This window comes from Veillonella caviae (assembly GCF_003992125.1).
Taxonomy (GTDB): Bacteria; Bacillota; Negativicutes; order Veillonellales; family Veillonellaceae; genus Veillonella; species Veillonella caviae.
In genome coordinates, this window is sequence record NZ_RQUY01000021.1 from 1 (window position 1) to 20,430 (window position 20,430).

Here is a 20,430-nt window from a genome sequence, read left to right on the forward strand (position 1 = left end):
ACATGGGGTGATGCTATTGTTTGGAGTGATTTACACTTTTATGATAAAAGTTTCAATTCTTCATGGGATTAAAAACCAACACCTTTTGTCCTATAAGCCTTTTTTTATGTGAATAAAAGGAATGAGGTGTATTTGAATTTGTGATAATAATTTATAATCATATACTATACGATTACTATACGATTTTACTGTGCTTGTCGTATTGTTCACCACCAGCATCTGGCAACATACCGTATTCTACGGTCCAGAGATTTTTGTATTTTAATGCTTGGTTATGAATGCGTTCGATTTGTGTTTCGTCAGTTCTTACTACCCGTGCTGGAATACCAACAACAAGGGAATTGGGAGGAATCACTGTATTTTCTTTTAATACAGCGCCAGCGGCAATAATAGTGCCAGATCCAATATGGCAACCGCTTAATACAATGGCACCCATACCGACTAACACATTGTCTTCGATGGTAGAGGCATGGACGATAGCACCATGACCAATGGTAACAAAATCACCTAGTACACAGGCTTTGTCATCATCAACGTGGAGCACGGAATTATCTTGTACATTAGAATATCTGCCAACGATAATTTTATTGACGTCACCGCGAAGTGCACAGTTTTGCCAAATAGAAGCATATTCTTTAAGTTCAACATCGCCTGCTAATTCGGCACCAGGCATAACGCAAGATTTAGGGTCAAGTTTTGGATATTTTCCGTGAAATGGTAACATATTAACACCTTCTAAAAGATAATACAAATGTAATAAAATAGTGGATTTAAATACTGTTCAATTTCATATTGCAATTTAAGAATAAAATAATAAGTAATTAGCGTTTAAAAATATATCATAGATAGTATGGCTATTTATGATATATTTTTGATGTAAGGATACAGATTATGATTAAATGATGTCGATAAAACGCTGTGCTTTACGGATGGACATGATGGCTTCGTTCATGACGGACTGTACAATGAATCGAGCTGGCTCGATTTCGTTGAGACGGTTAAGGCCTTGCCCTACTTGAACAGCACCATTTACAACATCCCCGTCTACAGCGGCTAATTTGTTAGTGCCTTGGGACATTTTGCTACGTTCTTCTGCTGTGGTGATTCCATCGGTTTCGGCAGCGATGTAACGATCTGTAAATTCGCTGCGTAAACTACGTACACCACCGTGACCAGAAAGGAGACCTGTTACTACAGAATCAGTATCAGTAGCTTTGATAATAGCTTCTTTCATATTTATATGGGCTGTACATTCCTCGGCTAATAAGAATCGAGAGCCCATTTGCACCCCTTGGGCTCCCATAAGAAGAGCAGCTGCTAAACCGCGTCCATCTACGATCGATCCAGCTACTACAACAGGAATTTTGATTTCTGGTAAGATATTTTCCATCAAGGACATAGTTGTTTGGGAACCGATATGGCCACCGGCTTCCATACCTTCTATAATAATTGCATCTGCACCGGCATCTTCAATACGTTTTGCCAATTTTAGAGATGGTACTACAGGGATAACTTTAATGCCTGCATCTTGGAAAATTTTGATATATGGAACTGGATTACCGGCACCTAGTGTAACAAAAGCAGGTTGTTCTTCGATAATAACGGACACAAGTTCATCTTTATTAGGTGCCATTAACATGAGATTCACACCAAATGGCTTATCTGTTAATGTTTTACAAGCTCGAATTTCATTTCGTGTCCACTCTGCATCGCGACCTCCTAAGGCAATAACACCAGTAGCACCGGCATTAGCCACAGCAGATACTAACTTAGATTCCGATATCCATGCCATCGCGCCTTGGATGATAGGATATTCAATATTGAGTAATTGAGTTAAGGCTGTTCTCATAGATCCTCCTATATAACTATATTATATAAACAACGATATTATCGTATTGAATAATAAAATGATAGTACCTTAATAAATCAAATACATAATGCTTATATATGCGTGCTATTCGATGCTTATAACTACAAAATAGATGCTTTTGAAAGTAGTATGTATAATAATTTTGATACTAAAATGAAAGGAGACTTTCATAAATAATAGTATAACATAAAAAGCAAATGATAACACATCTCATTTTTTAGATTCGTAAAAGAGTGCATAATCACTATCTATTTTGAGTATAAAAAATGATAAAAAAATGGATAATAGGTATTGAAAAGTTTCGATATCTTTGGTATACTACATTACAGATAAAGTATCTGAAAGATATGAATACCAATTTTATGAATAATTTCAAGTGAAGGAGGATATACAAATGGAAAAATACGTATGCGTAGTATGTGGTTGGGTTTATGACGAAGCTGTAGAAGGCGTTAAATTCGAAGATCAACCAGCTGATTATGTTTGCCCACTTTGCGGTGTAGGTAAAGATCAATTCGAAAAAATGTAATGAATACATTTAAAAGGCTATCCCAAGGGCTCTTGAGATAGTCTTTTTTATTTGACAAAGCCCGTAGTGATGTTTATAATATTATAAGTCGAGGTAAGATTATGAAACTGCAAGTAGAGCAAGCAAAAGAACATATAGGAAAGAAATTTCCTTATAGCTATACGATATCAAGTGAAGAACTTGGTAGTGACTTAGTTGCTTTTCCTTGGAGCCGTCATGATATAACCATTAGTGGTGAGTTTTGGTTTGATGGTCAAAACTACATTGTTCTAGGTGATATTGATTCGAAAGGTGATTATGAATGTTCTCGCTGTTTACAACAAACAGAACATGAACGACATGATTCTTTTGAAGAGGTCTTTAGTGATTCGCGTACACCTAGTGACGATGTGATTCCTTTCGATGGAGAGGATATTGATTTAACAGAACTGATAAGGGATACATTAATCATCAATGAGCCCTCTCAAGTGGTATGTCAGGATGATTGCAAAGGATTGTGCGTTCATTGCGGAGCAAATTTAAATGTTTCACCTTGTTCTTGTGAATCCTTTGTGGTGGATCCTCGATTTGCAGAGTTGCGTGCTTTGCTTGATGAGAAAGATGATAGATTGTCCTAATGATTGTTTAAGGAGGTGCAGATAATGGCAGTACCTAAGCGTAGATTGTCAAAAGCTCGTCGCGACCGTCGTCGTGCTAATTGGAAATTAGAAGCTCCTGGTTATGTAGCATGCCCACAATGCCACGAACCTAAGATGCCTCATCGTGTTTGCCCTACATGCGGTCACTATAAAGGTGAGCAAGTAGTAGCTAATGCTTAAGCGCACAAAAAACACCTACACGATTGTGTAGGTGTTTTTTTGTGCACTTTTTTGAGGTCTATAGGTTTGGTAAGTTCATTTTTTTGTTAGTACTTAAAATTTGATACTATATCTATGAAAAGCCTTGCTATTAGGGGAATTATTTTATATACTTAGTATGTAATATTAATACTAGGTCATAAAAGGTGGTCTTATGGCACGTTTGAAGAAGCAAGATAGACAACAACAGTTAATAGAAAAACTGAATATTACGCCTTTTCTTACTGATGAGGAGTTGGCTACTCACTTCGGTGTCAGTGTACCTACTATACGTCTAGATCGATTGGAATTAGGCATTCCTGAGTTGCGTGAGCGGATTCGTGCTATGGCAACAGGTCATGCACAAGAAGATTCTCCTGAATCTATTCAGCATGAAATTTTAGGGGAGTTAATAGATGTAATAGAAGGCAAACAAGCGCTGTCTATGTTACATACTACGTCAGATATGGAAGATCGTTTTGGCTTTGTGGACCCTCAATATTTATATGCTCAAGCTAATTCCTTAGCGAAGTTAGTGATGGGGACTACTGTATGTTCTACAGAAGTAGGTAATATAAAGTATAAGACTCCAGTAAGTGCAGGGACCAATTTGGTGGCAAAAGCAGAAATTGTTCGCCGCCGAGGTGATAAGTTCTTTATTTGGGTCATCATTCGCGATAAAATAAAAGAAGTATTTAGAGCTAAATTTATCATGGAATCTATAGAGAATAAGGTGTAGTAAATGAAAATTGCAGTAGACGCCATGGGTGGTGACTTTGCTCCATTGGAAACCGTCTTAGGATCCATTGACGCAGTACGAGAAAATAAACATATTGAAGTTGTTCTTGTAGGCGATGAAGAGCAAATATATAAAATTTTACAAGATAATAATGAAACAGATAATCCTCGTATATCTATTTATCATGCTAGTGAGGTTATCGGTATGGATGAACATCCAGGACAAGCGTTGCGGAAAAAGAAAGACGCTTCTATCATAGTAGCGACTTCTCTAGTGCGTAATAAAACATGTCATGCGATTATCGCTCCCGGTAGTACTGGTGCAGCGGTAGCATCTGCATTGTTTGGGCTAGGTCGTATCAAAGGCGTTGATAGACCTGTCATTGCAACGCCAATGCCTACGGTAAATGGCATTACGGTTATGCTTGATTCTGGTGCGAACTCCAATAGTAAACCAAAACATCTTGTACAAGGTGCGTTGATGGGATCTGAATATGCAAAACTTTTGCTAGGGAAAGAAAATCCAACAGTAGGTCTTTTAAATATCGGCGAAGAAGCAACAAAAGGCAATGATGTGGTACTGGCTACATATCCTGTATTAGAAAAGATGAAAATCATCAATTTCAAAGGCAATGTAGAAGGTCGCGATATACCAAAAGGCGTTGTAGATGTAGTAGTGTGTGATGGATTTGTAGGTAATGTAGTACTAAAATTTGCTGAAGGACTCGTTACAGGTCTTACGCAACTTGTTAAAGACAGTATTATGAGTGGCAGTATATTGGCAAAGATTGGTGCTATGCTTGTGAAACCAGCATTAAAACCAATTGCTAAAAAACTTGACCACACCGAAAATGGAGGCGCTCCATTATTGGGGGTTAATGGTGTATTTATGATTGCCCATGGTAGTTCTAAAGCCAAAGAAATCAAAACAGCTATTACCATTGCTGGTGATTTAGTAGAACGTAAAATTATTGAGCATATTCAACAAACAATGGAAATTGAAGGAGCCTTGAAATATGAGTATGATGAGTAAACCTGTTGGAATTATTGGTACAGGTAGCTTCCTTCCTGATAATGTAGTGACGAATTTTGACCTCGAAAAAATGGTAGATACCAATGATGAGTGGATCAGAGAACGTACAGGCATTGAAGAAAGACGTATTGCCCCAGAAGGTATGAATACATCTTATATGGCTACTGAAGCAGCAAAAAAAGCATTGCAAATGGCTAAGTTAAGTGCAGAGGATATTGATATGATTATCTTCGCCACATTAACACCAGATATGATTATTCCTTCTGCAGCTTGTGTATTGCAATCTAACTTAGGTGCTAAAAATGCAGCAGCCTATGATTTGCAAGCTGCTTGTTCTGGTTTTGTATATGGGTTGATTACAGCTGCTAGCTATATTAGTTCTGGTATTTATAAAAATGTTCTTGTAGTAGGTGCGGAGATTCTATCTCGTCGTGTGAATTGGAAAGATAGAGGTACATGCATTCTTTTTGGTGATGGTGCTGGTGCTGCTATCGTATCTGAAGTACCTGAAGGATATGGTATTAAAGGTATTGACATGGGCGCTGATGGTACAGGTGGTTCGGCTTTGTGCATTCCTGCAGGTGGTACTGCGGTTGTGGCTAATGACCAACGGGTGGAAGAAGGATTAACTTTCATCCATATGGATGGTCCAGAAGTCTATAAATTTGCGGTTAAAACGATGGGACGTACAGTATTGAAATCTCTTGAAAGAGCCAATATGGAATTGGATCAATTAGATTTTTTTATTCCTCATCAAGCGAATATTCGAATTATTGATTCCGCTGCAAAACGTTTGCATATGCCGATGGACAAAGTTTTTGTGAATTTACATAAGTATGGTAATACATCTGCCGCTTCCGTGGCGATTGCTCTTGATGAAGCGCATCGCGATGGTCGATTCAAACGTGGCGATAATGTGGCGTTTGCAGGATTTGGAGCTGGCCTCACATGGGCGAGCCTCGTCTTGAAATGGTATTAAGGAGGAAACATCAAGATGATTAAGACTGATATTTGTGATTTGTTACAGATTGAATATCCAATCTTACAAGGTGGTATGGCTTGGTTAGGTACTGCAGAACTAGCAGCCGCTGTATCCGAAGCTGGCGGCCTTGGCATCATTGGTGCAGGTCATATGCCACCAGATGTATTCCGTAATGAAATTCACAAGCTGAAAGAACGCACTAGTAAACCATTCGGTTGTAATATTATGCTCATGTCACCTTTTGTAAAAGAAGTCATGGAAGTAGTGGTAGAAGAACGCGTTCCTGTTATTACTACTGGTGCAGGTAATCCAGGGGTATACGTACCAGCGTTGAAAGAAATTGGTACAAAAGTAATTCCTGTAGTAGCATCTGTATTATTAGCTAAACGTTTGTTGCGTGGCGGTATTGATGCTATTATTGCAGAAGGCACTGAGTCTGGCGGTCATGTAGGGGATATTACAACTATGGCATTATTACCACAAGTGGTGGATGCTGTAGATGTACCTGTTATCGCTGCTGGTGGTATTGCTGATGGTCGTGGTGTGGCGGCAGCTTTTGCATTAGGCGCAAAAGCAGTACAAATGGGCACACGCTTCGTATTATCCGAAGAATGTATTGCTCATGAAAATTATAAAAATGCTGTATTGAAAGCAAAGGATCGTGCTACTGTTATGACTGGTTTAACTACAGGTCACCCAGTGCGCATTATCGATAATCAATTGGCACATAAATACAAAACCCTTGAATTTAACGGTGGTTCCAAAGAGGAACTTGAAAAACTTGGAGCTGGTACTCTTCGCAAAGCCGCTATTGATGGTGACGTAAAAGAGGGATCTGTAATGATTGGTCAAATCGCTGGTATGTTACAAGATATCAAACCTTGTAAAGATATTATCACTGATATTATGACAGAAGCAGAATCTGTTATTAAAAATTTACAAAACATTGGTAAATAAGGAGGAAATCCATGAAAACAGCGTTTGTATTTCCTGGTCAAGGCTCTCAAAAAGTAGGCATGTTACAAGATTTGTATAATGCATATCCAATTGTTAAACAACGTTTTGAAGAAGCTGATGACGCTTTGGGCTATTCTATTACAAAATTATGTTTTGAAGGGCCAGATACAGACTTAGTTAAAACAGCCAATACACAACCAGCTATTTTAACAGCCTCTGTAGCTTGTTATGAAGTATTAAAAGAGCAAGGTTTTACTCCAGATATCGTAGGTGGGCATAGCCTCGGTGAGTACAGTGCTCTCGTAGCAGCTGGTGTACTTGACTTTAAAGATGCTGTATACGTTGTTCATAAACGTGGTGAATACATGCAAGAAGCAGTGCCATTAGGTAAAGGTGCTATGGCAGCAATTTTAGCATTACCAAGAGAACAAGTTGTTGAAATCTGCCAAACTATTAACGATACGATTGGTTCTGTGCAAGCGGTAAATTTTAACTGCCCAGGTCAAATCGTTATTGCTGGTGAAACTGCAGCTGTAGAAGCGGCAGCAGAAAAAATGAAAGAGGCTGGTGCTAAACGTGCAGTTATGTTGCCTGTAAGTGCGCCATTCCACAGCCGTTTGATGGATCCTGCTGCTCTTCGTTTAAAAGAAGAATTAGATAACATTCAAGTTAATGACGCTCAAATTCCTGTAGTAGCTAATGTAACAGGTAAGATTCTAACAAATGCAAATGACATTAAAGAATCACTAGTTATTCAAGCTGCTAACCCTGTTTTATGGGAAGATTGTGTAGCTGAAATGGTTAATTTTGGTGTTACAAGATTCGTAGAAGTAGGTCCTGGTAAAGTATTGACAGGTTTTACTAAAAAAATTAATAAAGAAATGGAATTAGCCAATGTAGAGGATATTCCATCATTAGAGAAAACGCTTGAATTTTTAAAGGGGGTTCGATAAAATGCATTTAGGAGATAAAGTAGCAATCGTTACTGGGGCATCCCGCGGTATTGGCCGTGCCGTAGCCATTCAATTAGCTCAAAATGGTGCTGATGTAGTTGTCAATTATAGTGGTAGCGAAAGTGCTGCTCAGGAAACAGTTGATGCTATTGAAGCATTGGGCCGTAAAGCAATTAAAATCAAAGCTAATGTAGCAAATGCTGAAGAAGTAGCTGCTATGGTAGAAGAAGCGCATAAAACATTTGGTCATATAGATATCCTTGTAAATAATGCAGGTATCACTCGTGATGGTTTGTTAATGCGTATGAAAGATGAAGATTTTGATGCAGTTATCGATATTAACCTTAAAGGGGTGTATTTGGTAACTAAAGCAGTATCTAAAATTATGATGAAACAGCGTTCTGGTCGCATTATTAACATGACATCTGTAGTAGGTGTTGCAGGAAATGCAGGCCAAACTAACTATGCTGCATCCAAAGCAGGTGTGATTGGGTTTACTAAATCTTGTGCAAAAGAGTTAGCAAGTCGTGGCATTACAGTTAATGCTATTGCACCTGGTTTTATCAATACAGATATGACAGATGTGTTACCTGAAAAGGTAAAAGAGGCAATGCTCCAAGATATTCCATTGGGACGTATGGCGCATCCTGAAGAAGTCGCATCTGTCACAACATTCCTTGCTAGCGATTTTGCTAGCTACATTACTGGCCAAGTTATCAATGTCGATGGCGGTATGGTAATGTAGTTGCAAAATTAGGCTATATATGAAATCCATTTGAAAGGAGGTGAACCACTAGTGAACACTTTCGATAAAGTTAAAGCAATCGTTGTGGAACAATTAGGCGTTGATGAAGCTGAAGTTACCATTGATTCTACATTCATCGACGACTTAGGCGCTGACTCCTTAGATATCGTTGAATTGATCATGGCATTCGAAGAAGAATTCAATGTTGAAATCCCTGACGACGTTGCAGAAAAAATCAAAACCGTTAAGGATACAGTAGAATATATTGATTCTGCTAAATAAGCTGTAAAGCTGACAATTCAGCCGTGTGGGGGGCCGAGTGGCCTCCCAACCGGTTTTATTTACAGGAGGAATTGATAGTGAAGCTCCCTGAACTTCGCATTGGGAATCTAGTGGCCAAAGTACCTATTATTCAAGGTGGTATGGCGATTAGATTGTCTACAGCTCGGTTGGCAGCCGCCGTTGCAAATGAAGGTGGTATCGGCCTTATAGCGGCATCTGGCTTGCCTTTTGATGAATTACGATATGAAATACAATTAGCTAGAAAATTATCACCTAACGGGATTATTGGTATAAATGCGATGGTAGCGGCTACGCAATTTGCAGGCCTCGTAAAAACAGCCATCGAAGAGGGCATAGATCTTGTAGTGGCAGGTGCCGGTTTTTCAAGAGATATGTTCGCAATGGGCAAGGAGTCTGGTACTCCTATTGTACCTATTGTTTCATCTGCAAAATTAGCACGCATTTCTGAAGGTTTAGGTGCTGCTGCGGTTATCGTAGAAGGCAGTGAAGCTGGTGGTCACTTGGGAACAGACCGTTCCGCTCGTGATATCGTACCAGAAGTGGTTGCAGCTGTGAAAAACATTCCAGTCATTGGTGCTGGTGGTGTGCTTGACGGCAAAGATATTGTAGATATGTTAAAATTAGGTGCTAGTGGCGTTCAAATGGGTAGCCGTTTTGCGGCATCTGATGAATGTAATGCATCTGATGAATTGAAAAAAATGTATGTTCGTGCTACGAACCCTGAGGACATTGTGTTGATTCAAAGTCCTGTAGGACTTCCTGGACAGGCTATTAAAAACAAATTTGCTGAGTCTGTTTTAGATGGTACCGTGGCACCACCTACAGTGTGTGACAATTGTTTAAAACATTGTTCCCATAAATTCTGTATTATCCGCGCTCTATCTAGAGCTCAACAAGGAGATGTGGAAACAGGTTTGGTGTTCTCTGGCAATAATATGAGAAAAGTTGACAAGATTATGCCAGTTAAAGATATTTTTGCTCAGTTAAAACAACAAGTAGCAGACATCGATTAATTAAAAGGGCTATTAGCTATAAGAGGTGGAATAATTGGAAAAACGTGTAGTAATTACTGGTTTAGGAGCTATTACTCCGGTTGGTATCGGTAAAGAAAATTTCTACAATGCGTTATTAGCAGGTCAATCTGGTATTGGTCCTATCACTCGATTTGATGCATCTGATTATGCAACACGCATTGCAGGGGAAGTAAAAGATTTTGACGTGACACAATATGGCGTAGATAAAAAAGAAGCTCGTCGTATGGATCGTTCTGTTCAGTTTGCTATTGGCGCAGCTGTGTTGGCAGCGGACGATGCTAAATTGGAACTTGATGAAGAAGATTTAGATCGTTGTGGTACTGTAGTTGGTACTGGTATCGGCGGTATTGATTCTATCCATGAAGTATACGAAACATTATTTGAAAAAGGGCCTGGTCGTGTGAGCCCATTTGCAGTACCTATGATGATTGCAAATATGTCATCTGCACGTGTATCTATTCGCCTTGGCTTAAGAGGTCCTGTTGTTACTGATGTAACTGCATGTACTTCTGGTACAAATGCTATCGGTGATGCATTCCGTATTATTCAACGTGGTGATGCAGATATCATGTTTGCTGGCGGTACAGAAGCAGCTATATCCCCGGCAGCAGTAGCAGGTTTCGCAGCTATGAAAGCTATGTCTACACGCAATGATGAACCGACAAAAGCATCTCGTCCATTTGATAGAGACCGCGATGGTTTCGTAATGGGCGAAGGTTCTGGTATCGTTGTCCTTGAAGAATTAGAACACGCTAAAAAACGCGGTGCTCACATTTATGCTGAAGTAGTTGGTTATGGTGCAAATGGCGACGCGTACCACATTACAGCTCCAGCACCAGGTGGTGTACAAGCTCGTAAATGTATGGAATTAGCTATTAAAGATGCTGGTATTAATTCTAATGATATTAACTACATCAATGCTCATGGTACATCTACTGGATTAAATGATAAAAATGAAACATTAGCTATCAAAGAATTGTTTGGTGAACATGCAAAAAATATTGCTGTTAACTCTACAAAATCTATGACAGGCCATTTATTGGGTGCTGCTGGTGCTATCGAAACTATCGTTTTGGCGATGGCTATTGAAACTGGTAAAGTACATCCAACTATTAACTGCGATAATCCTGATGAAGGTTTAGATCTAGATTATGTTCGTGAAGGTGCTCGTGATTTACAAGTTAAATGTGCACTTTCTAATTCCTTTGGTTTTGGTGGTCATAACGGTACACTCTGTGTACGCCGTTATGAAGACTAATGGGGCGCTACGTACCGCATAAGAGTAATAAAATGACACAAGCTCGTGAAGATTCTCTTCATGGGCTTGTTAGTCGTTTATCCATACCGAGTATTGATATTTCTGTATTAGATTGTGCATTTACTCATACATCTTATGCGAATGAACATAAATCTAAACACATCCATCATAATCAACGCTTAGAATTTCTTGGTGATGCCGTTTTGGATTTGGTTATTGGGGAATATTTATTTAAACAATATCCAGATATGTCGGAAGGGAGTCTCACTAAAATCAAAGCAGCTACCGTTTGTGAGGATTCTCTGGCGTCTGTTAGTAGGACACTTCATTTAGGTAATTATTTATTATTAGGTCATGGTGAAAAGGCCTCTGGTGGCAATGATAGAAATTCGATATTAGCAGATACCTTTGAATCTTTAATTGGTGCCTTATATATTACTACCGATTTTGAAACGGTTCGCCAATTCGTATTATCCCATTTGCTAACGTATATCAAACAAGCACTAGAGGGAAAACGTGGCAAAGATTATAAGACTTTATTACAAGAATTTGTACAGCGAGATGGAGATAAACATATCGTGTACAATTTGATTAGTGAATCCGGTCCGGATCATGCAAAAACTTTTTGTATGTCCGTTTCTATTGATGGTATAGATTATGAATCTGGTTCTGGTAAGAGCAAAAAAATTGCAGAACAACATGCAGCTCAGTTGACTTTGGAAAAATTGATGGCTGCTATATAAGAAGCGCCGAAAGGCGCTTTTTATATAGCTGTCATTATGAGCAGTATAGTTGTTTAATGGTTTATATAGTGCTAATCTTGTTTCTAAAGAGTTTATATCATTAATGGATACTATTATGAATTATATATGTTAGTTTGGAGGGAGTGAAAACCTATGAAATACGGCATGATACCATTTTTTATACCTCATGTAGGTTGCCCACATGTATGTACCTTTTGCAATCAATCGAAAATTACTGAAACATTCGGTATAGGTCATTTAACTCCTTCTTATATACGACAAACCATAGAAGAGTATACTCAGCAATCTTTAAAAAAATCATCTATGGGCATAGTATCCTTAATAGGATCTTCAGAAAATAGAGAAAATCATGTACTAGAAAAACAAGATACTCAACAGCTTAAAGGAAAAAGAAAATATTGGGAAGTTTGTTTTTATGGAGGATCTTTTTCTGCCATCCCAAAAGCATTGCAAGAACAGTTATTGCAACCTGCGTATGAAGCTTTGCAAGAAGGGCTTATAGATGGAATTCGGTGCTCTACAAGACCCGATGGAGTAGAAGATGAAGCTTTAGAGTTATTACAATCTTATGGGCTTACTACTGTAGAGCTAGGTGTGCAATCTATGAATGATACCGTCCTTACTTTGGCTAAGCGGGGACACACCAGTGATGATGTGCGAAGAGCCGTTACACAACTTCGTAAATTCAATATGACTGTAGGACTACAAATTTTGCCTGGTTTATTAGGGGATTCGTGGCAAACCATATTAGAAACAGCGGTAGAAATCGTAAAATTAAGGCCTGATTTTGTACGTATTTATCCAGTATTGGTCATTGAGAATACAGAATTAGCTGAGCAATATAAATCTGGAATTTATTTACCATTAACAACAGAACAAGCCCTTCAATATTGTAGTTTTTTAAAAACTTGGTTTGAGGAGCATCAGATTACTGTGATTCGTACGGGACTGCAAAGTACTGAGGAATTAGATAGAGGGTCTAGTTTGTTAGCTGGTCCTTATGAGCCGGCTATGGGGGAATTAGTGGCGAATGAGCAATGGCGACAGCGTATCATGCGATGTATAGACGAACACTATAATGCTCATTATGCTAATATAGTTAATCATTATGAGTATAGGAAACCTCAAATAACATGTAATTATAGAGCAGTAAAATACGAAAAAAATCACAAGTGCCGCAAAGATGATATACAATATATTCATATTATGTATCCTAGAACGTTGACTTCCAAGGTGCGAGGATTGAAAAATCGTAATATTAATTATTTTAATGATGCCTATGAAAGTATAACTTTCACATGGAGAGAAAACGATACTATATCGAGCCCTATATGCTGTATAGATGGTATGAAATATATGTTATAATGAAAGATATGGATATTTGAGGTTATAGAGAAAGGAGGCAGTCATGCAATTACTGCGGTTAGAATTAAAAGGGTTTAAATCCTTTGCAGATAGAACAGTTGTAAAATTCTCCCCAGGGATGACTGCCGTTATTGGACCTAACGGGAGTGGTAAAAGTAATATTACGGATGCTATGAAATGGGTTCTAGGGGAATCTAATGTACGCAATTTGCGGGGACAACGTGCAGAAGACATTATTTTCTCTGGCACAGAAAAACGTAAACCTATGAGTGCCGCTGAAGTAACTCTCGTATTTGATAATACTGATGGACAATTAGATATAGATATGCAAGAGGTGGCTATTACACGCCGTATTTATCGTACTGGAGAAAGTGAATTTCTCATCAATAAGCGCTCTTGTAGATTAAAAGATATTCATTTACTATTAGCCGACACGGGATTGGGGAAGGATTCGATGGCCATCATTGGGCAAAATCGAATCGATGCTATTTTGAATAGTAAACCGGAAGATCGTCGCCTCATATTTGAAGATGTAGCAGGTATTTCTCGTTTTAAAATCAATAAAGAAGATGCACTCCGCCGCATAGGCACTACAGAGCGCAATATGGAACGTGTACGCGATATTATGGCTACTATTGAAGATCAATTAGGCCCTTTATCAGAAAAAGCGGAAACTACAAAACGATATATGGAATTAAGTCGGGCGAAACGAGAATATGATGGTGCCCTTGGCTTTCACAATTATAAAACTGCGGATCGATTGTTTACAAAAGCAGAAAACGATAATATTGCTCTGAAAGATGAAGAAATTGAATTACAAACGGAATTATCTACCTTAGATGCACGTCGTCATTCATTGCAAGCGGCTAATGAAAAAGATCAAGCTCAATTAAAAACATGGGAAGAGGAGTTTTCTGAGAAACAACGCGATGAAGAACGAACTCGTGGTTCCTTGGCATTATTAGAAGAACAATTGAAAACGACGCAACGTGAAGTGGATGATACAAAATTACGCATTAGTGAAGTGGAGGCTACTAAAAAAGGTGAAGAGCAGCAGCTACTCATATTAGATCATCTCATTGATGACGAATCTAAACAATTAACGGATGAGCAAGTTAGATTTGTAGAATTGGAAGCTCAGTATCAACAAGCTGTAGAGGTGTTGTCTAAAGAGCAATCATCTTGGCAATCTTTGGAGCATGACCGCCAAGCTTTTCAACAACGACAATTAGAAATTGTTACGTCCATTGAAACTGCTAAAGCGGGGTTGCGTAATTTAGAAAACCGAAAAATTGAATTGCACAAAGAATTGGAATCCATCGGTGTAGAAGCAAAAAACGTTGAGCAAGGGCTAAAAGATGCAAAAGAATCTCATGATATATTGGCTATTGAATTTAACAGTATTGGTGAGAAACGTAAACAGTTACTAGATATTGAACAGACTGTGACACGGTCTTTGCGCGATGCTCGTAAAGAACTAAATCGTTTGAGCAGTGATACACAAAAAGCACAAGGCCGTTTAGAACTTTTATCTCAATGGGCTGAGCAGCATGAAGGCTATATGGAGGGTACTAAAAATATTCTCAATGGCAAAGGCGCGTGGCGCGATGCTATTAAAGGCGCCGTAGGGGATTTGTTTACTGTAGGTGATACATTTACAGTAGCTATAGAGATTGCTTTAGGCGGCAGTGTTAATCACGTTGTGACAACAACGGCAAAGGCAGCATCGGAAGGTGTTCAATATCTGAAATCTATCCAAGGTGGTCGTGTAACTTTTTTGCCACTAGAGTCTGTAAAAGGTAAGCCTTATGATACACCAGCTCTACAAGAGGAAGGGGTTATTGGCACTGCTGTAGATTGTATTACTTTCAATCAGGAATATAGTCATATATTCCAATATCTCTTAGGCCGAACATTAGTGGTAGAAACGATGGATTGCGCCATTGCATTACAGAAGAAATATAATCAATCATTGCGCATCGTTACACTAACGGGTGAGCAATTTCAACCAGGTGGTTCATTAACAGGTGGTGCAACGAAGAGAAAACGAAGTTCTGTATTGAGCAGACGTGAAGAAGCTGCTCGTCTTGAACAGGAATTGGTTACCGTAGCAGAGCGAATGGCTCGATTGGAACAACAAGTTAAAGATGATGAATCTCGCATTGAAAATGCTCAAAAAGAGCGCAGTACATTAGATGAGCAATATCAACATACCAATCTATTGTTTGTAGCAAGTGAAACTAAAATTCAAAATATCGAAAACGAGTTACAACGGAAACAACGTGTTCAAAAAGATATGGAAAATCGTATGATTCAAATCGATGTTGATTTACGTCAAACCCGACAGAGTTTGGTGGATAGTGAGGCTCGTTTATCATCATTACAGGATATGTCGAATTCACAAGGTGATCAATCATCTATGATGAATCGATTGAGTAGATTGCAACAAGAACAGCAAGAGGCATACGAATTATTTACAGCATCTCGTTTACTATGTGAACGCTTATCGGCTACTTTGGAAGAAAGACGAGCGCAACAAGAACAAAGACGTAATAATTTAGACACCTTAGCATTGCGTTTGGAGCCATTAACATCGTTGTTATCATCTAGTAAAGAACGTTTAGAAACGATATTACCTACAAAATTACAGGAAGGTAACGAATTATTACAACGCATCCAAGAGGAAGTGGAAAAGATTCGTGCTTTACGCGATACCGCCTATCAGTCTACATCGGGGGCTCGTCAAGAAATAGAAACAATTCTGTCAGATCAAGATCGTTTGAATCAACGTTATAAAGTAGTGCAAAATCGACTGGTTGATGCGGAAGGTAAGTTAACTCGTTATCGCATGGATTGTGAACGGGCCGTAGAGGATTTGGCTAATTTAGGTTATTCATTAGAGGATGCACAACATATCCAATTAGGTGGTTCGATTCATGAATGGAAACAAGAACAAGCTCAGTTGATGGCTAGTATTGCTGCATTAGGTCAAATCAATCCCCATGCGGTGGAAGAATATGAAGAAACGAAGGGGCGATATGATTTTTTAACTACACAGTTAACGGATTTAGAAAAAGCGAAAGAACAATTACAGTCGGTTATTGCTGAAATGGATAAGGCCATGAGTATACAGCTTCATGATGTACTAGACATTGTTGGCAAACGTTTCCAAGAAGTGTTTAGTCAATTATTTGGCGGTGGTACGGCACAAATTGTACTGACGGATCCAGATAATATTTTAACTGGTGGTATCGATTTTTACATTCAACCGCCAGGGAAAAAACGACAACAATTAACATTGTTATCTGGTGGGGAGCGAGCCTTGACGGTTATTGCATTGCTTTTCTCGTTCCTCGACTATCGCCCAGCTCCATTCTGTGTGCTCGATGAAGTAGATGCGGCTTTAGATGAAGCTAATGTAGAAAGATTCAGTTCTTATTTAAATAGAGTAAATAAAGAAACACAATTTATCGTTGTATCGCATCGTAAGAAAACGATGGAAGCTGCCGAAGTATTACAAGGAGTGACCATGGTAGAACGAGGCGTATCTCGATTATTGACGGTATCATTTGAAGATGTGAAGGAGGATCTAGCATAATGGCATTTGGATTCTTTGATAAGATTAAAGAGGGTTTAGAGAAAACTCGTAAATCCTTTGTGAAAAATGTAGAAAGCATTGTTATCGGTTATGCGCAAATCGATGATGAATTTCTTGATGATTTAGAAGCTGTCATGCTTACTAGTGATTTAGGGCCTAAAACGACAGAATATTTGATGAAAGAAATCCGTCGTGGCGTTACGGAAGGCATTATTAATAATACTGGTGATGTTATGCCTTTTATGGAAAGTCGTATTACAGAAATACTAGTGTCTCAAGAGGATGAAGTTACATTGCACCACCCAGAGGTCATCCTCGTTGTAGGTGTAAATGGTGTAGGTAAAACGACGACTATTGCAAAATTAGCTAATTATTATACAAAAGAGGGCAAAAAAGTCATTATTGCTGCTGGTGATACATTCCGTGCAGCTGCAGCAGATCAATTATCTATTTGGGCAGACCGTGTAGGTGTACCAATCATAAAACATAAAGAAGGGGCAGACCCTGCCGCTGTTGTATATGATGCTATGGAAGCTGCTAAGGCTCGTAATGCAGACTTTGTGATTGTCGATACTGCAGGACGTTTACACACAAAAGTTAACCTTATGGAAGAACTTAAAAAAATGGGTCGTGTAGCGAATAACCACGTAGAAGGTGCGCCACATCAAACATTACTCGTGCTCGATGGTACTACAGGTCAAAACGCAGTGAGCCAAGCTAAACTATTTGGACAAGCTGTACCTGTTAGTGGTATTGTAGTAACAAAATTAGATGGTACTGCTAAAGGGGGAGTTGTTATCTCCATTAAGGAAGAATTAGGTGTACCTGTCCGTTGGATTGGCGTTGGTGAAGGCATGGACGACTTGCGCCCATTTAATGCAAAAGAATTTGCCAATGCATTATTTGATAAAGGATTGATGCAAGGTGACAAATAAATATAATCGTGAATTTTTACTTGAATATGTAGAGTCTGAAAATAAAACAAATGAGTATCATGTCAGTTTAGACAATATGAATAAAATCGTGGACCTTATTGAATACTTTGGTATTGAGTTATATCGCCCTATTACTCGTTTATTATTATCTAACTGGCAAGAAATTACAGAGCGTATTAATCAATATACAGATGCAGACTGGATGATGGCTGAAGAAATTCAGAAAACTACACCTACCTTAGATCGTTTCTCTATTGCTATGCTTATTGAAGTATTAGAAGGAGAAGATACCTTTAACCAAGGTGAAAATGTGGGACGCCGTCTTAGCGATGAAGAATTGCGTGCTATCCGTCAACATCAGGATGAACAATAATGAAACATACACAGTACAACATTGAAGGGGGCCAACCATTTAAGGTGGAGGCGCCCTTTACGCCTACTGGGGACCAACCCAAGGCGATAGCCTCTCTCGTAGATGGCGTGGAACGTGGTGAATGGGCTCAAGTACTACTAGGTGCTACCGGTACAGGTAAAACATTTACCATGGCAAAGGTAATTGAAGCGGTACAAAAACCAACTTTGATTATTGCCCATAATAAAACGTTAGCAGCCCAATTGGCTAGTGAATTTAAAAGTTTTTTCCCTAATAATGCAGTGGAATATTTCGTGTCCTACTATGATTTCTATCAACCAGAAGCGTACATTCCGTCCAGTGATACATATATCGAGAAGGATGCATCTATCAATGATGAAATCGATAAACTCCGACATAGCGCTACTATGAGTCTCTTTGAGCGTAGGGATGTTATCATCGTCGCTTCTGTTAGCTGTATTTATGGTTTAGGTGACCCAGAGGATTATTCTGATTTAGTATTGTCCTTGCGGTTAGGTCAAGTGAAATCGCGGGACGAAATTTTATCTAAATTGGTAGATATTCAATATATACGAAATGATATGAATTTTATTCGTGGCACTTTCCGCGTTCAAGGGGATACTATCGAAATTTTCCCTGCTGCTTATAGTGAAAGGGTGGTTCGCGTTGAGTTGTTTGGAGATGAAATTGACCGATTAGTGGAGGTAGACTCCTTAACGGGTGAGGTCATTGCAGAACGTAAACATGTTGCTATTTATCCTGCGTCTCACTATGTAACGACAAAGGAAAAAATGAAAGTAGCTGTAGAGCGTATCGAATCAGAATTGGATGAACAATTAGCTAAATTAAAAGGGGAAGACCGTTTATTAGAAGCGCAGCGATTGGAACAACGCACTCGTTATGACATTGAAATGATGCAAGAAATGGGCTATTGTTCTGGCATCGAAAATTACTCTCGTCACATGTCGGAACGCAAGGCTGGGGAAGCACCGTTTACATTAATTGATTACTTCCCAGATGACTTCCTTATCATGATTGATGAATCTCACGTTACAGTACCTCAAATTCGTGCCATGTATAATGGAGATAGGGCTCGCAAAGAATCACTTATCGAATATGGATTCCGCTTACCATCTGCACTAGATAATAGACCTTTGAAATTTGATGAATTTGTTGAGCGAATCAATCAAATCGTCTATGTATCGGCTACACCAGGACCTTATGAGATGGAAGTAGAAACTAATATTGCAGAGCAAATTATTCGTCCTACTGGTCTGTTAGATCCGTCTATTGAAATTCGCCCTATAAAAGGGCAAATGGATGATCTTTTAGGAGAAATTCATAAGCGCGCTAGTCAGAATGAACGTGTTCTCGTTACTACACTGACTAAAAAAATGGCAGAGGATTTAACGGAGTTCCTAAAGGAAATGGGCGTTCGTGTTCGCTACTTGCACTCTGATATTGTCACTATTGAACGGGCTGAAATTATACGTGATTTGCGAGCTGGTGTATTCGATGTATTAGTAGGTATTAACTTGCTTCGTGAAGGCCTTGATATGCCCGAAGTATCTTTAGTGGCTATTTTGGATGCCGATAAAGAAGGATTCCTTCGTTCTGATACGGCAATGATTCAAACTATTGGTCGTGCAGCTCGTAATGTGAATGGTCACGTTATTATGTACGCAGATCGTGTCACCGGCTCTATGCAGCGCGCCATTGATGAAACAGATCGCCGTCGTGCTGTACAAGAAGCATATAATGAAGAACATCATATTACCCCACAATCTGTCTCTAAAGATGTAAAAGACCTAATCGAATTGACGAAAATCGAAGAAGAAGCAGAATCTACTCCTAAACGCAAAGGAAAAGGTAAACAGTTAGACCTTATGGACCATGGTCATGAACCATATCCTACTGTAGAATCTGCACCACAAGTGGCAGAAATTACAGCGGAAGAATTATATAATAAAATCGAAGAATTGGACCGTCAAATGAAGGCTGCTGCTAAACAATTAGAATTTGAAAAGGCTGCTTCCTTGCGGGATCAATTAGGTGAACTTCGTCAACAATGGTCCGATATGCACGCACCAGGAGAGAGCAAAATAAAAAAGCCTCGTACTAAAAAAGGAACAAAGAATTCCAAGTGAAGGTAAGGCT

At 39.0% G+C, this 20,430-nt stretch carries 20 protein-coding genes; 18 read left to right on the forward strand and 2 right to left on the reverse strand.

What is annotated here, in order from left to right; translation table 11 throughout:
* Nucleotides 1-175: 175 nt before the first annotated feature.
* Nucleotides 176-724, reverse strand: a complete 549-nt coding sequence (locus EO120_RS07455) for a gamma carbonic anhydrase family protein (RefSeq protein ID WP_127134858.1) — start codon at nt 722-724, stop codon at nt 176-178.
* Nucleotides 725-895: 171 nt separating this feature from the next.
* Complete coding sequence (locus tag EO120_RS07460; protein ID WP_127134859.1) at nt 896-1,849, reverse strand: nitronate monooxygenase; 954 nt, start codon at nt 1,847-1,849, stop codon at nt 896-898.
* Between the two features lie 415 nt (nt 1,850-2,264).
* On the opposite strand from EO120_RS07460, the gene EO120_RS07465 reads away from it, so the two are divergent.
* From EO120_RS07465 to uvrB, 18 genes are all read left to right on the forward strand, one after another.
* The gene (locus tag EO120_RS07465) at nt 2,265-2,399 is read left to right on the forward strand and encodes a rubredoxin (protein WP_009372088.1); all 135 of its coding nucleotides are present in this window, start codon (nt 2,265-2,267) and stop codon (nt 2,397-2,399) included.
* 101 nt (nt 2,400-2,500) lie between these two features.
* Nucleotides 2,501-3,016, forward strand: a complete 516-nt coding sequence (locus EO120_RS07470; protein WP_127134860.1) for a YceD family protein — start codon at nt 2,501-2,503, stop codon at nt 3,014-3,016.
* Nucleotides 3,017-3,040: 24 nt separating this feature from the next.
* Nucleotides 3,041-3,217, forward strand: a complete 177-nt coding sequence (rpmF, locus tag EO120_RS07475; protein WP_127134861.1) for a 50S ribosomal protein L32 — start codon at nt 3,041-3,043, stop codon at nt 3,215-3,217.
* A gap of 193 nt (nt 3,218-3,410) precedes the next feature.
* The gene (fapR, locus tag EO120_RS07480) at nt 3,411-3,974 is read left to right on the forward strand and encodes a transcription factor FapR (protein ID WP_127134862.1); all 564 of its coding nucleotides are present in this window, start codon (nt 3,411-3,413) and stop codon (nt 3,972-3,974) included.
* Between the two features lie 3 nt (nt 3,975-3,977).
* The gene (gene plsX, locus EO120_RS07485; protein WP_127134863.1) at nt 3,978-5,006 is read left to right on the forward strand and encodes a phosphate acyltransferase PlsX; all 1,029 of its coding nucleotides are present in this window, start codon (nt 3,978-3,980) and stop codon (nt 5,004-5,006) included.
* The gene (locus EO120_RS07490; RefSeq protein WP_127134864.1) at nt 4,990-5,985 is read left to right on the forward strand and encodes a beta-ketoacyl-ACP synthase III; all 996 of its coding nucleotides are present in this window, start codon (nt 4,990-4,992) and stop codon (nt 5,983-5,985) included. The genes plsX and EO120_RS07490 overlap by 17 nt, the downstream gene beginning before the upstream one ends.
* A 15-nt stretch (nt 5,986-6,000) precedes the next feature.
* Nucleotides 6,001-6,945, forward strand: coding sequence for an enoyl-[acyl-carrier-protein] reductase FabK (fabK, locus tag EO120_RS07495; RefSeq protein ID WP_127134865.1), 945 nt, complete (start codon nt 6,001-6,003; stop codon nt 6,943-6,945).
* An 11-nt stretch (nt 6,946-6,956) separates the two neighbouring features.
* Nucleotides 6,957-7,898 (forward strand): ACP S-malonyltransferase, encoded by a 942-nt coding sequence (fabD, locus tag EO120_RS07500; RefSeq protein ID WP_127134866.1) that lies wholly within the window; start codon nt 6,957-6,959, stop codon nt 7,896-7,898.
* Between the two features lies 1 nt (nt 7,899).
* Nucleotides 7,900-8,643: a 3-oxoacyl-[acyl-carrier-protein] reductase gene (gene fabG, locus EO120_RS07505; RefSeq protein ID WP_127134867.1), complete on the forward strand. Its 744-nt coding sequence runs from the start codon at nt 7,900-7,902 to the stop codon at nt 8,641-8,643.
* A 51-nt stretch (nt 8,644-8,694) separates the two neighbouring features.
* Nucleotides 8,695-8,925 (forward strand): acyl carrier protein, encoded by a 231-nt coding sequence (locus EO120_RS07510; protein WP_004693441.1) that lies wholly within the window; start codon nt 8,695-8,697, stop codon nt 8,923-8,925.
* Nucleotides 8,926-9,002: 77 nt separating this feature from the next.
* Nucleotides 9,003-9,959: an NAD(P)H-dependent flavin oxidoreductase gene (locus EO120_RS07515; protein ID WP_127134868.1), complete on the forward strand. Its 957-nt coding sequence runs from the start codon at nt 9,003-9,005 to the stop codon at nt 9,957-9,959.
* Nucleotides 9,960-9,993: 34 nt separating this feature from the next.
* Nucleotides 9,994-11,238 carry a beta-ketoacyl-ACP synthase II gene (fabF, locus tag EO120_RS07520; RefSeq protein ID WP_127134869.1) on the forward strand — a complete coding sequence of 415 codons (1,245 nt, stop codon included), beginning with the start codon at nt 9,994-9,996 and terminating at the stop codon, nt 11,236-11,238.
* Complete coding sequence (rnc, locus tag EO120_RS07525) at nt 11,238-11,981, forward strand: ribonuclease III (RefSeq protein ID WP_127134870.1); 744 nt, start codon at nt 11,238-11,240, stop codon at nt 11,979-11,981. The genes fabF and rnc overlap by 1 nt, the downstream gene beginning before the upstream one ends.
* Nucleotides 11,982-12,134: 153 nt before the next feature.
* Nucleotides 12,135-13,367: an elongator complex protein 3 gene (locus EO120_RS07530; RefSeq protein WP_127134871.1), complete on the forward strand. Its 1,233-nt coding sequence runs from the start codon at nt 12,135-12,137 to the stop codon at nt 13,365-13,367.
* Nucleotides 13,368-13,410: 43 nt separating this feature from the next.
* Nucleotides 13,411-16,965 (forward strand): chromosome segregation protein SMC, encoded by a 3,555-nt coding sequence (gene smc / locus EO120_RS07535; protein ID WP_127134872.1) that lies wholly within the window; start codon nt 13,411-13,413, stop codon nt 16,963-16,965.
* A complete protein-coding gene (gene ftsY / locus EO120_RS07540; RefSeq protein WP_127134873.1) occupies nt 16,965-17,900 on the forward strand; it encodes a signal recognition particle-docking protein FtsY in 936 nt (311 codons plus the stop codon). Before smc ends, ftsY begins: the two co-directional genes overlap by 1 nt.
* Nucleotides 17,890-18,273 (forward strand): hypothetical protein, encoded by a 384-nt coding sequence (locus EO120_RS07545; protein ID WP_127134874.1) that lies wholly within the window; start codon nt 17,890-17,892, stop codon nt 18,271-18,273. Before ftsY ends, EO120_RS07545 begins: the two co-directional genes overlap by 11 nt.
* A complete protein-coding gene (gene uvrB, locus EO120_RS07550) occupies nt 18,273-20,420 on the forward strand; it encodes an excinuclease ABC subunit UvrB (protein WP_127134875.1) in 2,148 nt (715 codons plus the stop codon). The genes EO120_RS07545 and uvrB overlap by 1 nt, the downstream gene beginning before the upstream one ends.
* Nucleotides 20,421-20,430: the final 10 nt, after the last annotated feature.

Bases quoted from the DNA above. Each gene is read 5' to 3' on its own strand.
- rnc (WP_127134870.1), top strand. From the start codon at position 11,238: ATGGGGCGCTACGTACCGCATAAGAGTAATAAAATGACACAAGCTCGT.
- EO120_RS07470 (WP_127134860.1), top strand. From the start codon at position 2,501: ATGAAACTGCAAGTAGAGCAAGCAAAAGAACATATAGGAAAGAAATTT.
- EO120_RS07455 (WP_127134858.1), bottom strand. From the start codon at position 724: ATGTTACCATTTCACGGAAAATATCCAAAACTTGACCCTAAATCTTGC.
- fabK (WP_127134865.1), top strand. From the start codon at position 6,001: ATGATTAAGACTGATATTTGTGATTTGTTACAGATTGAATATCCAATC.
- fabG (WP_127134867.1), top strand. From the start codon at position 7,900: ATGCATTTAGGAGATAAAGTAGCAATCGTTACTGGGGCATCCCGCGGT.
- fabD (WP_127134866.1), top strand. From the start codon at position 6,957: ATGAAAACAGCGTTTGTATTTCCTGGTCAAGGCTCTCAAAAAGTAGGC.
- ftsY (WP_127134873.1), top strand. From the start codon at position 16,965: ATGGCATTTGGATTCTTTGATAAGATTAAAGAGGGTTTAGAGAAAACT.
- rpmF (WP_127134861.1), top strand. From the start codon at position 3,041: ATGGCAGTACCTAAGCGTAGATTGTCAAAAGCTCGTCGCGACCGTCGT.
- smc (WP_127134872.1), top strand. From the start codon at position 13,411: ATGCAATTACTGCGGTTAGAATTAAAAGGGTTTAAATCCTTTGCAGAT.
- EO120_RS07460 (WP_127134859.1), bottom strand. From the start codon at position 1,849: ATGAGAACAGCCTTAACTCAATTACTCAATATTGAATATCCTATCATC.
- plsX (WP_127134863.1), top strand. From the start codon at position 3,978: ATGAAAATTGCAGTAGACGCCATGGGTGGTGACTTTGCTCCATTGGAA.
- EO120_RS07530 (WP_127134871.1), top strand. From the start codon at position 12,135: ATGAAATACGGCATGATACCATTTTTTATACCTCATGTAGGTTGCCCA.
- uvrB (WP_127134875.1), top strand. From the start codon at position 18,273: ATGAAACATACACAGTACAACATTGAAGGGGGCCAACCATTTAAGGTG.
- EO120_RS07490 (WP_127134864.1), top strand. From the start codon at position 4,990: ATGAGTATGATGAGTAAACCTGTTGGAATTATTGGTACAGGTAGCTTC.
- fapR (WP_127134862.1), top strand. From the start codon at position 3,411: ATGGCACGTTTGAAGAAGCAAGATAGACAACAACAGTTAATAGAAAAA.
- EO120_RS07465 (WP_009372088.1), top strand. From the start codon at position 2,265: ATGGAAAAATACGTATGCGTAGTATGTGGTTGGGTTTATGACGAAGCT.